The 15,745-nt window shown below is 66.6% G+C and carries 14 protein-coding genes and 4 tRNA genes; 8 read left to right on the top strand and 10 right to left on the bottom strand.

Features of this window, described 5'->3' with window-relative positions:
• Positions 1–117 precede the first annotated feature (117 nt).
• Complete coding sequence (locus BJ987_RS16935; protein ID WP_209890706.1) at positions 118–1,587, bottom strand: alpha/beta fold hydrolase; 1,470 nt, start codon at positions 1,585–1,587, stop codon at positions 118–120.
• An 88-nt stretch (positions 1,588–1,675) separates the two neighbouring features.
• On the opposite strand from BJ987_RS16935, the gene BJ987_RS16930 reads away from it, so the two are divergent.
• Entirely contained in the window at positions 1,676–2,275 is a 600-nt protein-coding gene (locus BJ987_RS16930) for a TetR/AcrR family transcriptional regulator (protein ID WP_209890703.1), read from the top strand.
• Entirely contained in the window at positions 2,275–2,916 is a 642-nt protein-coding gene (locus BJ987_RS16925; protein WP_245365996.1) for a response regulator transcription factor, read from the top strand. Before BJ987_RS16930 ends, BJ987_RS16925 begins: the two co-directional genes overlap by 1 nt.
• An 8-nt stretch (positions 2,917–2,924) precedes the next feature.
• On the opposite strand, the gene BJ987_RS16920 is transcribed toward BJ987_RS16925, so the two are convergent.
• The 9 genes from BJ987_RS16920 to BJ987_RS16880 all read right to left on the bottom strand — a co-directional run bounded on the left by BJ987_RS16920 (position 2,925) and on the right by BJ987_RS16880 (position 13,394).
• Positions 2,925–4,064: a serine hydrolase domain-containing protein gene (locus BJ987_RS16920; protein WP_209890700.1), complete on the bottom strand. Its 1,140-nt coding sequence runs from the start codon at positions 4,062–4,064 to the stop codon at positions 2,925–2,927.
• 71 nt (positions 4,065–4,135) lie between these two features.
• Positions 4,136–4,744 carry an Rv1733c family protein gene (locus tag BJ987_RS16915; protein WP_209890698.1) on the bottom strand — a complete coding sequence of 203 codons (609 nt, stop codon included), beginning with the start codon at positions 4,742–4,744 and terminating at the stop codon, positions 4,136–4,138.
• A gap of 94 nt (positions 4,745–4,838) precedes the next feature.
• The gene (locus BJ987_RS16910) at positions 4,839–5,813 is read right to left on the bottom strand and encodes a DMT family transporter (RefSeq protein ID WP_209890695.1); all 975 of its coding nucleotides are present in this window, start codon (positions 5,811–5,813) and stop codon (positions 4,839–4,841) included.
• Between the two features lie 75 nt (positions 5,814–5,888).
• Positions 5,889–7,553 carry a bifunctional 3'-5' exonuclease/DNA polymerase gene (locus BJ987_RS16905; RefSeq protein ID WP_209890693.1) on the bottom strand — a complete coding sequence of 555 codons (1,665 nt, stop codon included), beginning with the start codon at positions 7,551–7,553 and terminating at the stop codon, positions 5,889–5,891.
• Positions 7,554–7,632: 79 nt separating this feature from the next.
• Positions 7,633–8,724, bottom strand: a complete 1,092-nt coding sequence (locus BJ987_RS16900; protein WP_209890690.1) for a serine hydrolase domain-containing protein — start codon at positions 8,722–8,724, stop codon at positions 7,633–7,635.
• A gap of 72 nt (positions 8,725–8,796) precedes the next feature.
• Entirely contained in the window at positions 8,797–9,612 is an 816-nt protein-coding gene (locus tag BJ987_RS16895) for an NAD(P)H-binding protein (RefSeq protein ID WP_209890687.1), read from the bottom strand.
• A 48-nt stretch (positions 9,613–9,660) separates the two neighbouring features.
• Positions 9,661–10,350 (bottom strand): class I SAM-dependent methyltransferase, encoded by a 690-nt coding sequence (locus BJ987_RS16890; RefSeq protein WP_245365995.1) that lies wholly within the window; start codon positions 10,348–10,350, stop codon positions 9,661–9,663.
• Between the two features lie 332 nt (positions 10,351–10,682).
• On the bottom strand, positions 10,683–12,698 hold the full coding sequence (locus BJ987_RS16885; RefSeq protein ID WP_209890681.1) for a TerD family protein: 2,016 nt from the start codon (positions 12,696–12,698) through the stop codon (positions 10,683–10,685).
• A 624-nt stretch (positions 12,699–13,322) separates the two neighbouring features.
• Positions 13,323–13,394, bottom strand: a tRNA-Val gene (locus BJ987_RS16880).
• A gap of 458 nt (positions 13,395–13,852) precedes the next feature.
• On the opposite strand from BJ987_RS16880, the gene BJ987_RS16875 reads away from it, so the two are divergent.
• From BJ987_RS16875 to BJ987_RS16850, 6 genes are all read left to right on the top strand, one after another.
• A tRNA-Gly gene (locus tag BJ987_RS16875) sits at positions 13,853–13,924 on the top strand.
• A gap of 37 nt (positions 13,925–13,961) precedes the next feature.
• A tRNA-Cys gene (locus tag BJ987_RS16870) sits at positions 13,962–14,032 on the top strand.
• Between the two features lies 1 nt (position 14,033).
• Positions 14,034–14,108: transfer RNA gene (locus BJ987_RS16865), tRNA-Val, on the top strand.
• 372 nt (positions 14,109–14,480) lie between these two features.
• A complete protein-coding gene (locus BJ987_RS16860) occupies positions 14,481–14,663 on the top strand; it encodes a hypothetical protein (protein ID WP_209890678.1) in 183 nt (60 codons plus the stop codon).
• A gap of 363 nt (positions 14,664–15,026) precedes the next feature.
• Positions 15,027–15,344: an HNH endonuclease signature motif containing protein gene (locus tag BJ987_RS16855; RefSeq protein ID WP_209890675.1), complete on the top strand. Its 318-nt coding sequence runs from the start codon at positions 15,027–15,029 to the stop codon at positions 15,342–15,344.
• 75 nt (positions 15,345–15,419) lie between these two features.
• A complete protein-coding gene (locus BJ987_RS16850) occupies positions 15,420–15,635 on the top strand; it encodes a hypothetical protein (protein ID WP_209890673.1) in 216 nt (71 codons plus the stop codon).
• The last annotated feature ends 110 nt before the right edge of the window (positions 15,636–15,745 follow it).

Below are 15,745 nucleotides of genomic sequence, written 5' to 3'. Positions count from 1 at the left end.
CAACACAGATCCTCGGGTTCGTCGATATGTTCGCCGCATCGATGCTAATGAGCGCCGGAAATTCACCGACGCCGGATCCCCGCCGGTGAGATCTTCGCAACCCTGGTGACCCCGGCGTCAATTCGTTGCACAGGTGACGTCGCGGTCCGGTAGGACGCCGGCGCCGAGGTAGGCGTTCACGGCCGCGGTCGCGCACGGGGCCTTCCCGAACACGCCGTGCACGCGCAGTTCCGGCACGGTGATCAGCCGGGATCCGGTCAGCTCCCGGTGCAGCGCGACGCCGGATTCGTAGACCGTGCGAGTGTCGCCGGTGGCCTGCAGGATCAGTGCGGGCGACGCGTTGCGCACCTCGGTGGGGGTTTCTATCGGGTCGGCCCAGAACGCGCACGGCCGGATGTTGTGCACGAGCGGGCCGAAAACCGGCAGTGTCGATCGACTGGCCTGGATGGCGTGCCAGTACTCGAGCGGGTCCCGCGGGGCGGGCACGTCGTTACAGATGATGGCCCAGGTCTGCGCGTCGTCCGGCTGACCCGCGACCAGGTGGTTGAGCTTTTCGTCCAATGTGGGACTCGGCCGCACCGGCAGGCCGTCAGCGGCGTCCGTGAGCTGACGCAGCTGGGCCGCCAGCTCGCCGTATGTCTTCGGGTTCGCCAGCGGATCGAACAGCAGCGCGGGCAACACCGCGTCGTCGACCTGGTGCGCGCCGATCCGGATCGGCTGCCGGTGGGCCCGGTCGATCAGCGTCGTGACGGCGGCGCGTACCTGATCGCGGTCCGTACCGAGGTGGTATTCGCCGTCCCGCGCGGCGGTCCAGCCGGCCCAGGCGTCCAGCGCCGCCTCGTTGGCCGGGCCCATATCTCGCAGCATGGTGACGCCGTACCGCCGCGGATCGACCGCGCTGTCGAACACCATGCGGTCGGCGCGTTCGGGGAACATCTGCGTGAACACCGCGCCGAGGTAGGTGCCGTAGGAGCCGCCGAAGTAGTTGATCCGCTGTTCGCCGAGCGCGGCGCGGATCACGTCCATGTCGCGGGCGGTATTGCGGGTGGTGAAATGCGGCAGCGCGTCACCGGTGGCGCTTCGGCAGCGCTGTGCCAGGTCGGCTTGTAAGGCAACGGATTCCGCGTAGTCTGCGGCATCGGCGCCCGCGGCGCGCAGCCCCGCGACGGGCCAGCGGCAGGTGATCGGGGTCGACCGGCCGACGCCGCGGGGATCCATACCGATCAGGTCGTACTGAGCGAGCACGTCCGGGGTGTAGTCCGGGCGGAGGAACAACTGCATGTCGAGGCCCGCGCCGCCCGGCCCGCCCGGATTGGACAGCATGACTCCCCGGCGGCGGGCCGGGTCGGTGGCGGCGAGCCGGGAGATCGTCACGGTGATGGTGCGCCCCTCGGGCTCGGCGTAGTCCAGGGGCACCGTGACATCGGCGCAGTGCGCGCCCGCGTCGTCCAGATCGGCTGTGCCACAAGGCTTCCAGTCCAACACCTGGTCATAGAACCGATCCAACGCGGAGCCGGTCGCCGTCGCCGGAACAGGGACCAGGATCGACATGGCCAGGGCTGCGCTCAGCACGGTACGTCGCATCATCGACGATCCCCTTTCGTAATCTGATTATTTTAGTAATAGGATTATCGAAGTCGGGGCGTACCCGGCCATCGAATGAGCGGAGGAATGGATGCGCCGAGACCAGTCGCGCCAACGCAATCGGGAGTCGCTCATGGACGCCGCGGTCGCCGAGATCGCCGCGAAGGGGTATCAGGCCGCCCGCCTGGAAGACATCGCCGCCCGCGCCGATCTCACCACCGGCGCGATCTACTCGATCTTCGGCAGCAAGCGCGGCCTGCTGCTCGCCGCCAGCCGGCGGTTGCTCGACGGACAGGTGGAAGCCCTCGCGGCACTGTCGGACCCCGAACTCTCGTTGACCGAGGTCCTCGACGGGCTGGCCGGGTACGCCCACCGGATGGCCACCGCGGAACTGCGCGGCATGCAGATGGCATTCCAACTGGAGGCGATGGCGGTCGCGTTCCGGGAGCCGGAACTGATGGCCACGATCACGCAGTCCCAGGACATCACCGACGCGATGACAGACCTGCTGACCGGCCGCCGCATCGACACCTCCGGCGCCACCACGACACCGGAACAGGCCCAGCGCCTGCAACCAGCGGTGGAGGGGCTGATTACCGGCCTGGCCCAGCTGGTCGCACTCGGCATCACCGAGGTCAGCGCGGAATACTTCACCGAATCGATGCGTGCGCTGATCGCGCTGATCGTCTGATGGGCGCGAATCGCACGGGGAGTGCGGGGTTGCGGGTCGTGATCACCGCCGAGGACGCACTGCTGCGGGAAGGGCTCGCCGCGCTGCTGTTCGCGCGCGGGTTCGAGGTCGCCGCGGTCGGCGACGACGCCGGTTTCCTCGCCGCCGTCGAGCGGAACCGGCCGGACGTGGTGATCACCGATGACCGGACGTGCGCGGCGCGGCACGCCAGACAGCGACATCCCGGGCTGCCCGTGCTGGTGCTGTCGTCCGGAATCGAGAACGTGGCCGCGGTCGGCGAGTTGCTCGCCGACCGCGCCGGCGGCGTCGGCTGCCTGCGCCGGGAACGAGTGGGCGCGGTCGCGGAATTCGTCGACACGCTGCGCTGGGTGGCGGGCGGTGCGACGGTCTTCGATCCCGAGGTGATCGCCGTCATCCTCGGCAACCGCCGCGATCCACTCGTCGGCTTGACCGCCCGGGAACGAGAAGTCTTGGGGCACATGGCCGAAGGACACAACAACGCCGCCATCGCCGAACGGCTGGTGGTCAGCGAGGCGGCCGTGCACAAACACATTCGCGCCATCTTCGCCAAGCTCGACCTGACCGGCGCCGATCGCGGTCACCGCCGGGTGCAGGCGGTACTGGCCTATTTGAACGCCTGACATCGCGGTCACCGCGCGCAGAACGCGGCGTCGCGCGCGGCACCGAGAGCGGTCAGCGCCTGCTCCGTGGACGGCATGAAGTTGGCGGTCAGGGTCACCGCGCGACCGCCCGGGGTCGCACCGCCCAGCGTCCCGAAACCCGGAGCGCCGCCACCATGTCCCCAGAACTCCGTGCCACACGAGGTCTCGTAGCGGAACAATCCCAGACCCGCCCCGCGCAGACCCGGTAGCGGCAGCTCAGTCGGCACGGTGCGCTGCATTTCCGCGAGCAGCCCCGCCGGCAGCAGCCGCCCGCCCAGCAGCGCGAGAAAGAAACGGTTCAGGTCCGCTCCGGTGGAGACCAGTGCGCCGTCGGCACCCCCGATTCCGTAGTCGTCCAACTCGGTGACGTCCGTGAGCTTGCCCTCGACCATGTCGTAGCCGTGGATAGCCGGCACCCGCAGCATCGATTCACCCGGCTCGGGATAATAGGTCGAGGCCAAGCCCAGCGGTTCGATGATCCGCTTGCCGAGTTCGGCCCCGATCGACCGGCCGGTGACCCGCTCGATGACCAAACCCGCCACCAGGTAGCCGGTGTTCGAGTACTCCATCAGCGCACCGGGTTCGGCGAGCGGAGCCTTTGTCCGTAAGGTCTCGCGGACCACCTCTTCCGCGTCGAACGGCTGGCGAGAATGGTTGCCGATACTCTTCGCCATCTTGGCCGGGTCGATGTAATTGGGTAGTCCGGCGGTGTGCTGCAAAAGGTTTCGCACGGTGATCCGAGTGCCGTCGTACCCGTTGCCCGCCACGATCCCGGGCAGGTAATGCTCGACCGGGGTGTCGAGTCCGACCTTGCCCTCGTCGACGAGTTGCAGCATCACGGTGGCGACAAAAGCCTTGGTATTGCTCGCGATACGCACACGCGCGTCATCGGGAATCGGCGCGGCGGTCGCGACGTCGCCGACCCCGGCGCTGTGGACGGTGTCCGTGCCGTCCTCGGTCACCACGATCTGAACGCCGGGAATCTCTTCCCGCAGCACGCGATCCAGCGCCTGGGCGAGTTCGGCCGGGGGCGGAGCCGGTGGTTCGTCGGCACGACCGCACGCCACCGCCGTCGTGATCAATGCCGCCACCAGGGCGGTGCGAAGTACGAACTGTCCAGGGTTCACCTGGAAAACGCTAGTGACGACGAACGCGGCAAACGATCATGCGCGCACCCGAATATCCGGTAGCGCTGGCGTTACCGCCGGTCCTCGCCGCCGATCCGGTGATCGATCTCGCGCCATTCCCGCTCCCAGTGCGCGGCCCGGCGCGAGCTGAGCAGCCACGCGGTGGCACAGACCGCCGCCAGCGCCGCGGCCCAGATGGCGCACAGCACGGTCAATGCCGAACCGATCCCTTCGGTGGCGGCGGCGCTCGTGGGCAGCGGTTCCGCGTCCGGATTCCCGTCCGGGCCGAGCCAGATTCGTATCTCGTCGCCGAGGGCCGCGTCGCCGGGCACGCCGACCGTCGCGGTGCCCGTCCGGTCCTGCCAGGTCCACCGCACCGGTGCGGTGTAGACATCCAAGGTTGCCGTATTGCGGTTCATCGGGGCCGCCATCTGCCGCGGCGCCTGGGTGATGGTGGCTGTCACAGCGACTTTCGTCGCGTTCTCCGCGCTGATCCGGGCCGTGGCGGAGGTATAGCTCGCGGTGCCGACAGCGCCGGCCAGCGGGACGGCGGCCAGGACCGCGATGATCGCCACGACCCAGACCAGGGCCTCCCAGCGGTCCGACGCTCGCATCAGCGGGTTGGTATTCCACGGACGCAGCTGCCACATGCGCGCCATCGATCGGCTCTGCTCCGGCACCACGATCACCTCACTTCACCACCCGGCACCCTGATCGCCCGGTACTACTGTGATCGTTATTACCCTTCGCCGCGTTCCTTATCGGCTGATTTCGCTATTTCGGGTCCGATCCGGAGGTGATGGAGGCTCCGGTAGCCGCGGGATTCGTGGTGGATTCGATTTCCGTTGCGGCGTCGGCGGTGCGGGGATCCTTGGGACCGGACCGGGTGATCGCGACACCCGCGAGGCAGAGCAAGCCACCCGCTACGGCCAGCAGAGTCGGGACTTCACCCAGGGCGAGCCAGGCCATCAGGATCACCAGGGTGGGCACCGCGTAGGTGGTGACACCCGCTTTTCCGGCCGTGGTGCGGGCCAGGGCGTACGCCCAGGTGGTGAAGGCCAGCGCCGTCGGGAAGACACCGAGGTAGATGAGACTGAGAGTGGCGGGCAGCGGTGCGGCGGCCGCCTCGGTGATCAACTGGCCCGTGAACGGCAGGCAGAGAAGCGTGCCGATCAGGCAACCGAAGGTGGTGACCTGCAGGGCCGAGGCGTGCGCGAGCGCGGGCTTCTGCGCGATCGCCGAGATCGCCCAGCTGGTCGCCGCCAGCACACACAGCAGCACCCCGAGCGCACCGGAACTGCCGCCCCCGGAGTTCGACAGTCCGATCACGATCGCGCCGGTGCAGGACACGGCGATCCCCGCCATCAGGCGAACCGGAAATCCCTCGCGGAGAATGAATCCGCCCAGCAGCGCCATCAGCACCGGGCCGACATTGATCACCATGGCGGCGGTACCGGCGTCGATATGCTGCTCGGCCCAGTTGAGCGCGACCATATACACCCCGAACCAGAGCACACCGGAGATCAGGATGCCGCGCCAGGCGGCCCGTGGCGGCAGACCGCCGCCGGTGCTGACCAAGATCACCACCAGCACGATGGACGCGCTCAGCAACCGGCCCAATGCCAGTGCGCCCGGCGAGAATTCCGCGCCCGCCGACCGTATGAAGACGAAGGCCGAAGCCCACAGCACCACCGTCACCACGGCGGCGACCACGGCCCACCGACCGCTCGACCGAACGCTCTGCACCATTTGTCGAAAGTAGAGCGAACCCCTGTACGCGGCAAGAGGTTTTCGGCCATCAAAATCCTGCCAGCCGAAGCGCCGTTATTTGGCGTCGCCGTAGCACTCCACCACGGCCGTCGTGAACGGAAACCGGACCGGTATCTCACCGAAGGCGATACGGCCCGCCGCTGCCGCCGCGGCGGTGATCGCTTCGGCGACCGTATCGGCCTCGTCGGCGGGGCAGTGCACGATGACCTCGTCGTGCTGAAAGAAGACGAGTTCGGCCCGAAGTCCGGCTCGAATCATCGCGTGCCGCAGGCCCGCCAGGAGCAGCAGCGCCCAGTCGGCGGCGCTGCCCTGTACGACGAAGTTACGGGTGAAGCGACCACGAGCCCGTGCCCTGGGCGTGCTGCCGTATCCGCTGGGAGTGCCGCCCTCCTCGGCGTCCGCCTGGTCGGCGGACGCGGACAGCGGAGGGCAGGTGCGGCCCAACCAGGTTCGCACCAGGCGGCCCTCCTCGCCGGCGCGGGCCGCGTCGTCGACATAGGCCACCGCGGCCGGATAGCGGCGGCGCAGTTCGGCCATGTGGGTGAGCGCGTCACCCGAGGTCTGGCCGTAAATCGCGCCCAGCAGCGCGATCTTGGCCTGGGCCCGATCACCGCCGAAGGCGCGGGCCGCCAGATCCGCGTACAAATCCTCGCCCCGGCCCGCCACCTCCATCAGCCCCGGATCCCGGGAAATCGCGGCGAGCACGCGCGGTTCCATCTGGTCGGCATCGGCGACCACCAGCCGCCAGCCCGGATCCGCGCGGATCGCCTGCCGGACTACCTTCGGAATCTGCAGCGCGCCACCACCATTGGTGGTCCACCGCCCGGTGACCGTGCCGCCCGGTTGATATTCGGGCCGGAAGCGGCCGTCGTGCACCCACTGTTCCAGCCAGGACCAGCCGTTCGCGGTGTACAGCCGATACAGCGACTTGTAGGCCAGCAGCGGCGCGACCGCGGGATGGTCGATCTCCCGCAGCTCCCATTTCCGGGTGGAGGTCAGCGAAATCCCTGCTCGGGCAAAGGCTTTGATGATGTCACTGGGCAGATCGGGCCGGACCCGCGCGCCGAAGGCCCGCGACACTTCGTCGGCCAGCTGCACCATCCGGCGTGGCTCCCCGCCCGCGATACGTTCCCCCAGCAGCCGTTCCAGCAATTCCCGGTGCACGTCCACGCGCCACGGAATTCCGGCTCGGGACATCTCCGTGGCCACCAGCATGCCCGCCGACTCCGCCGCCAGGAGCAGTCGCATGCGCTCGGGATATTCCGTCTCGGTGGTGCGCGCCACCTGATCGGCGTAGACCTCCAGCAGTGCGGTGAACTCGTCGGCGCCGGTCGGCAACGGCACCGGACCCGACTCGAACAGCGAGGGCTGCGTCTCCGCGGCCCGCGCGGGCGCGTCCGGCGGGACCGGCAGGTTGTGCAGCCGCGCCCACGCCGCCGCGAGCGACCGCGCCTGCCCCGACTGCCCCTGCTCGTGGCCGATCAGCAGCGATTCCGCCGCCTCCACGTCATAGCATCGCTCGACCCGCACGCCGGCCGCCAGCAGATGCCGGTAGATCTCCGCCGTCGAGCGCCACACCCAGCGCTCGACCTCGGGCCGGGAGCGGATCGCCTCGGCCGGCGACGCCTCCCGCAGCACCGGCCCCGCGGGCCGGCCCTTCTGATCCAGCGGACACAGAGACGCACCCCCGTCCCCCGTCTCCGCGATCGCCCACCTCATGTCCGAGAGTTTCGCACCCGCCACCGACATACTTCGCCACCGCACCGCAGGACTGCGACCAGCCGGTATAGCACCGCACTCAGGGCGTGCACATAGCTGTTTCGACGAACCGATCCAAGGCCGCGCTGAAGTCACTGCTGGCGTCGGTGACCGACAGCGTGACGGCATAGCGGCCGTCGGGGCTGCGCAACGCGAGGGAGCTGAAACCATTGACGTAACCGTTGTGCCCATGAGCCAGACACCCGTGGTCGTCCATGCGGAACTCGTAGAGACCGAGACCGTAACCGTAGGAATCGTTCACGTGCCGGAAGGCGCGCATCTCGGCCAGCAGGTGCGGCGGCAGCAGGCGGCCGTCCAGCAGACCGGCGAGGAAGGTGTGCAAGTCCCGGGTGGAGGAGACGATGCCACCCGCCGCCCACACGTACGACGGATTCTGATCGGTGACATCGATCAGACCGTCGCCGTAGTCGTAATAACCGTGCGCGTGCGGACCGAGAATATGATCGAAAGTGTGCGGAACACCCGTGCTGAACATCAACAGCGGCACGGTGATCCGGGCATAGACATTGAGATGATAAGGCAACCCCGAGACCCGCTCGATCAGCATTCCGGCGACGATGTAATTGGTATTCGAATAGCCCCAGCCGGTACCCGGCGCGAAATTCAACGGCTTCTCCGTCGCCCATCGCACGAAATCAGGCGGCCGCCAGGTGCGGCGGATATCGGCGTACGTATCCCCCACCATCGGCGCGAAACCCGCCCCGCCATTGAGGTAGTCGAGCAGACCACTGGTCTGCCCCAGAATCATGCGTACCGTAATCCGCGGGTCGATACCGTACTCGGGCAGCCAGCCCGCCACGGCATCGTCCAATCCGATACGCCCGTCCCCGACGAGCTGCAACAACGCGGTCGCGGTGATGGTCTTGGTGATACTGCCGATGCGGAAGCGACCACCGGCCGGAATCGCTTCCGGCCGACCCAATCGCACCACCCCGGCCGAACCGTCCCACACTCCCGCGGGCGTTCGCACATGGGCCTGCACACCCGCCGCCCCCGAGGCGACAATGTCGTCCAACGCCCGCTGCCAATCACCCGCCTCGGCCACGGCAGGGGTCTGAGCAGAACCCGCCAACAACACCGCGGCAGACAGGACGAGCAGCACTCGACGCATTTCGCGGACAGTACTGGGCCCGATCCGCCCGGTATCGGCGACACGCGGGCTCTGTTCTCAATAGCCGCGCAATCAACGGAAGGCGTCGGCGTGCGCCGTCACCCATTGTTCGAATGTGCGTGGTGCGCGGCCCAGAATTTCCCGCACCGCCGGACGAACGACGGATTCGTCGATCGCTCCGTGCACATAGAAATCGAAGAACGCGTCGACATATTCGACCGGAGTGGTTTCGAGCATGTCCGCACGAGCTTCCGCGTCGGTGAGACCGTGGCAGGTCAGCTCACGACCGAGCACCGACGCCAGGATCGCCACCTGCTCGGCGGGCGTCAGCGGTTCCGGGCCGGTGGGCCAGAGGGTTTCGCCGTGCCGGCTGTTGCCGCGCAGCACGACGGCAGCCATTTCCCCTAGATCCCGCGGGTCCAAGACCGCCGTACGCACCTCGGGGAACGGCACCCGAATCACGTCCCCGTCGCGCAGTTGCGGCAGCCAGCGCAACGCGTTGGACGCGAAGGCGGAGGGCCGCAAGATGGTCCACGCCGCACCGCACCCGATGACTTCCGCTTCGGAGGCCATCATGTACCGCGTGACGGCATTGGAGGTGTCACCGGTCTGCGCGGAGACACCCGAGAGTTGCACGATGTGCTCGACGCCCGCCTTCCCCGCCGCCTCGGCAACACCCGGATACCCCGGCAGCAAGAACAGCGCGCGCACCCCGTCGAAGCTCAACGCGTCCGGTGCGCCGAGATCGCCCGCCACGGCTTCGACTCCTTCCGGCACCGCGATGCGCCGTGGATCACGCGCCAGCGCGCGCACCGGTTCGTCACCCCCGGCCAGCGCCCGCACCACTTCCGCACCGACATTGCCGCTGGCTCCAGTTACAAGAATCATTTCGCCGATTCTGGCACCAGTCGGTTGATTTCGCCGCCGGCGGCGGGCTCACCGCACCGCGACCAGCACCGCATCGGTAATCGAACGCCACGCCACACCGGCCTCCGGGAACCCGGCCGCGACCAACTCGTCCATGTGCCATCCGACCGGATGCGTCACACCCTGCGTGTGCTCGTCCAAAATCCTACGGCTGGAGGCATATTCGTCGGACAACCGCGGCTCGCGGGCAACCAGCGCCCACCATTCGTCCCAGTCCACCGCTCCCGCGGCCCGCGCCCGTGCCTGATATCCGCGCTGCATGGTCTCGTCGATCGCATTGAGCATCGGCGTACCGGGATCCGGCATGTGATCGGCATTGACGAACACCCCACCGGGCCGCACCAGCTTCGCCAGGTCCGCGTACAACCGCACCAGCGGTTCCGGCTGCATCCAGTGCAGCGCCGTGGCGGTGAGCACCGCATCGAACGGCTCGGCGGGCAACTCCTCCAGCCATCCCGGCTCCGCCAGATCAGCGGTCACGAACATGATCCGCCGATCACCCGCGAACGATCCCTTCGCGATCGCCATCAACGTCGGATCCATATCCACCGCAACCGAATTCGCCCGCGGCAGCCGCGCGAACAACCGCCTGCTGATGCTTCCGGTCCCACACGCCAAATCCAGCACACGCGGACACGGCCCCACCGCGGCCTCCACCACATCCAGCATCACCCGGAACCGATCCTCGCGATCGGGCATATACAACTCCTGCTGCCGATCCCAGCTTCCCTGCCACGACTCCCAATCCATGCATCCCTCTCCGCCGGTCCGCCCGGCCCTGGCACAAGCCGGACCAGGGCAAAGGACTTTATCCCGGGTGTGGAGAGGGGGAACCGATCCGATCCGGCGAGCCGTCGGGTGATGATGCGTCGGGCTGCCCCGGGGCCGAATCGCGGCACGGAAGGCTGAGCCGCCAGGACGGCAGGCCGCTCCCCACCCCGTCTGGGTGATGCGCGCCGCCGACACCTGGCAGGTCACGACGACCGAGTTGTTCGACCTGGTGGCGTACCCGGACCAATCGACGTGTCGATTCACTGCACGACGTCGGCTCCGGCATCGAAGCGCACCGGTTCGGGCTGTTTCGGAGCCGCAACCACCCATCCCCGCAGCGGTTGCACCACCGAACCGTAGAAGCTGTCGGTCGCCGAGGTCACGCTGGCGATGAAGCTGGCCGCCGTCCCGGATCGCCGATTACCCATGGGGAACGCCTTTTCCACAGTGAACGACACGACCGCACCCGCCCGATTCGCCGTCAACGCCTTCGGATTCGCGCGCAGCGTGCTGAGGTGCTCGCATGCCTCGTTGCCCGGCTCGGCGAAAACGGCCTCCACCTGGACGTCGCCCGGCGCGTCCGGAAGTTGTCTCAGCAGCCAGGAAACCCGCCGACCGGCCGGCCCTTCATCCGGCGCCGGCAAAGTCGTCCGGCAGCGAACCCGGTTCGTGCGCATATCGGCCATGACGACGAGATCGCCTGCAGTATCCGGGATTTGAAGGACAGCCTCGAACACCCCTTCGGCGGCAAGACGCTCCGCGACCGCGGCATTGCGGGCAGCTGGATCGGCCCGGTGCTTGCGCGGCAGGAGGTGCTTCACCGTCACCCCGAGCTCCGCCGTCAGCCGCAGAGCCAAGTGCCGAGACAACGAAACCCAGGTCTCAGCGACCGCCAGCGCTTTCGCGTCACCCGCCCGCAGGGTGCCCGCGGTGACCGCGTCCCGGACCGCCACCCAGTGCCGGCCCATGTCGTCGAACTCCGTCGCGCCGGAGCGTGGGTGATCGAGATAGCGCAGGAATTCCCCCAGCATCCATACCTGCAATTCGCTCTCCACCCCGCCGTGCGAGAGCAGCATCCGCGCCTCGTGCGCCACCTCCGCCCACGACAGATGCCGCAGAGCCACTTTCGTGAGTTTGCGCCGATCGACCTCGACCGGAAGTTCGCCGGGCGCGGCCGGAATATCGTTGGACAGACTGACCACCGCGTCGTACTTCTTCTTGCGCGCCACGTCGAGATAACTCTCCAGTTGCTCGCGCTTGAGCCTGCCATTTCCGGTTTTGACCTCGAGCAGTCCCGTCCAAACGCGGCTGCCGCGAATCACCTTCAGCACAGCATCCGGAATGACTTTCGATTCACCCCGCTCGTACTGCACCTCCACATATCCCTCGAAAACGCCTGCCGGAGCCCCCATCCGGGCACACAGCGCCCGCGCGAACGGACGGACCGCCTGCATCGTCGCGATCAGTGCGGACGTCGCCCGCCGCTCCTGCTCTTCACCGGTACCCACCCCGACGACAGAGAACAGACGCGCCGTCTGCCAAGTGTCCTGTTCCGCGAGTTTGAACTCCATCGGCTTCGTCTTCCGCACCACCTGTTTGGTGGTGCGCACGCCACGCCGCCGAGGTGCCGTCCGCGCCTTCGGCGCCTCTGATTGCGCGGGCTCCTCGACCGCGATCTCGGCCACCGAGACCGGACCCGACGGCACCACTTCCAACGTCCCGTCGGCAGTCCCGTCCTCGACCTCATCATCGATGTCTACACCGAAATCCGTTGCGAGCCCCGACAAGCCGGAATCCCAGCCCTGCCCTACCGCCCTGACTTTCCATACTCCGGCACGGCGATAGACCTCACCGAACAGAAACGCCGACTCGGTCCCCACATCCGCCGTCACATATTCAGCCAACGACTGCCCCGCGCCGTCCACGACACAGAACGCGATCTTGCCCAACTGCCCGAACGTCCCGGTGCCGACACTGCCCGCGAACGCTATGACATGGACATCCTCGGGAACGGCCGCCAGATCGATGGCAATCCTCGCCTGTGCACCCTCCTCGATAGCGCTCGCGCCCAGAAACCGCACCGCCCCATCCGCTGATTCCGGCTGGTTGTAGAACACAAAATCGCTGTCGGAACGCACCTTTCGCTCTTCCCCGAGCAGCAGCGCCGACGCATCGACATCGATCTCCGGCTCAGTCCAGCCGACTACGACATCGATACGTTCGACGTCATCCGGCAACGGAATATTCTGGCCTTTGGAAAGTATCGATGACGTCAAAGCGTCGCCCTTCTGGATTCAGCACGCGATTGGCAATAGAGATTCCGACGGTCGGGCTTGCGTCCGCCGATGAAACGGCAGCTCACATCGGCCGTGACACATGGGATTCGGGGAAAGTGAGGTGCTTGTTACAGGTTCAGAATGAGCCCCAAATCCAACCGACCACTACGAATGTTTCTGATTGCGACCGCCCATGGGCCGCGTACGCCAATTATCGAAATCGGCGCCACGCATGGGCTTTTCGTACCACCCAGCGCGTGAATCAGAGGTGGCCGCCTGCGCATCGGCGTAGGCGCTGGCAGCGTGCCGCAACGACCACCCGGGATGCGTCCGCCGCGGATACCACAGCGCGGAAGACAGCGAGGCCGACAAACTAGCGCGGGTCACCTCGGCGATCGAACCGCAGCCAACCATCACCACGTTGTTCGCCGCTCATACGTCGGGCGCACACTCGCCAAAGCTGCGCAGAGTCGGTCATCCGCCGCAGTAGCCGAACGACTCCGAGATGTCGCGAGCACCCACGCAGTGGGTTCCTCGCAGACCTACGTCTCAATCGATGCAGGCAACGGCAAATAAAAAAACCGCCGACACTAGAGTGCTCGGCGGTTCTAAGGGATATGGAGGTGGTCCTAGCTGGTTTCGAACCAGCGACCTCTCGCGTGTGAGGCGAGCGCTCTCCCGCTGAGCTATAGGACCTGACGGGCGTTCGGGCGGCGTTTACGGTCGTTCCGAACGAGATGGAACTTTAGCACGCACCTCTGGGGAGTCACCAAATCGCCATCCGGACGTGGCGAAACGCTGTGCGGTGCAAGCGAGCGCGTGGGATCCCGGGCGACCAAAGGAGGCGACACAGCGTCGCGGCGGCAGCCAGCCGACGTAGTGCCAGTACTGCGCGCAGGTCGACACTGCGCGCAGGTCGACCTCGGTCACCGTGGCGACGACCGCTAGCGATGCAAGGGATGACGGTTCGACGGCTGGGACGGCGAGTGCTTGCACGGCCGGCGCGGGCCGTTTCCAGCGACGCAGAGCAGTCGCAATACGAACTACAAAGGTGTAATTCACCCCGGCTGACCAGGCGATTTGTCGCTCGAGGCGATGGTCGGCTAATGTTCTCTCTCGTCGGAGGGACAGCCGAAAGGCACCCGAGGCGAAATGCGGATGTAGCGCAGTGGTAGCGCATCACCTTGCCAAGGTGAGGGTCGCGGGTTCAAATCCCGTCATCCGCTCGAGAGGTAGGGCAGTACGCCTTCCCCCTTTATGTACGGTGGAGTGGCCGAGTGGTGAGGCAACGGCCTGCAAAGCCGTGCACACGGGTTCGATTCCCGTCTCCACCTCGCGCGATTAGCTCAGCGGGAGAGCGCTTCCCTGACACGGAAGAGGTCACTGGTTCAATCCCAGTATCGCGCACCACCGTATTACTTGATCAGCCCCGGTTTTCACCGGGGCTGATTTTGTTTGTGCCCAACGTGTGCCCAATCAGATGCAACTCAGCATGTGACGACCCCCTCGAAGGTCACTCGTCCCACTGGATCCAACGTGGTGGACGGCGAGAGCTACCTCTCCCCCGACGGCCCGAGTATGCGTTCCGGACGCCGTTGATGTGCGTTAAAGCGACATGTCGGTGGGTGAGGTCATACTGTCCCGGACGTCGGTGGATGTGGTGGTCGGGAAGTGCAGAGAGCGATGATCGATAGCGATGGTTCCGGTCTGTCGGTGACGGGAGAGGGGTAGAGGGCGTGGTTGGTGCTCTCGAAGGCTGTGTATTCGAGACTGGGTCGAGGCTTGAAATATGACGACCACCCCTCACGGCACTATTACTGGGACAACTACGTTCCGAACTTCCGCCAGATCCGCGTCGGGGACGCGATCGCGGTGTGGGACAACGAAGAGCTGGTCGGCGCGTCGGTGATCGAGACGATCGACTCGTGGGAGGGCACCAAACCCCGTGGTCGCTGTCCGGGCTGACGACACGGGTTCTAAACGACGCGTCCAGGCAAAGCCGACGTTTCGATGCGATTGCGGAGCGATCTTCGAGGACCCGGTGATCGAGGAAGTCCCTGCGACGCATTTCCGATCCAGCCATGAGCAAGGCTGGGTCGACCTGGACGGAATGCTCGGCGGCAGTGAGTTCGAGCGTTGTGCAGGCAGCCCAAGTCGCAACTTAGTATCCGTGAGATCGATTGGGCGGGTTTCCGAGCCGCAGTCGCTGCCAAGTCGGGCGGTGCCCAGCTGGCGCCGTTGGATGCAACCCAAATACAGATCCAGGGCGGGCATACACAGCAGACGGTGCGAGCACGGTTGGGACAAACGAAGTTCCGGAAGCTCCTGTTGGCCAAGTATCAGGAACGGTGTGCCTTCTCCGGCGACCTGCATCCCTCGGTACTCGACGCCTGTCACCTCTATAGCTACGCCAAGGTCGGTCAACATCACGACCACGGAGGCATCTTGCTGCGTCGCGACCTGCATACCTTGTTCGACAGCGGCGACCTGGCCGTGGATCCCGACGACCCTATCAATGTGCGCCAACCGTTCCGGGACATTCCGCTCTACGGCGACCTGCACGGCAAACCACTGACCATCGCCATGGAACCAGCGCAGCGAGAATGGTTCCGGATGCACTGGGCACTGCACCGCACCGCTGACTAGCTGTGCCATCTCATAGGGTTGGTGCCACCGGACCACTTGATAACTCGGCGGTCTCGTGGACGAGCCAGCGCATGGGTGCGGATCACCCAGTACCGTAACGAAACCCTGCGCCGCACTGGCTGGCGCTACTACGTCGAACCGAACGGATCGAATGTCTCCATGCCGGGTTACCTCGCCGCCTACCTCGGCCGCATGCTGCCCGCCGCCGAACGACTGCCGCGGTCTCCTGGAATCGCGGCCGGTATTGAACTGATCACCGCATACGGTCGTCACCGCAGCGCGCTGCTGTAGTGGATCCGCCCCCACCTGGCCAGCATCCGTGACCGCAACTACCGCCACGCGAGACCGAGCACCGGGAGCTGGCTGCCCGCGCTACACGCCCGCCAGGCCACCGTGGTGCT

Origin of the sequence: Nocardia goodfellowii (assembly GCF_017875645.1) — a bacterium.
GTDB classification, from domain to species: domain Bacteria; phylum Actinomycetota; class Actinomycetes; order Mycobacteriales; family Mycobacteriaceae; genus Nocardia; species Nocardia goodfellowii.
This window is presented reverse-complemented; position numbering and strand designations above follow the sequence as displayed.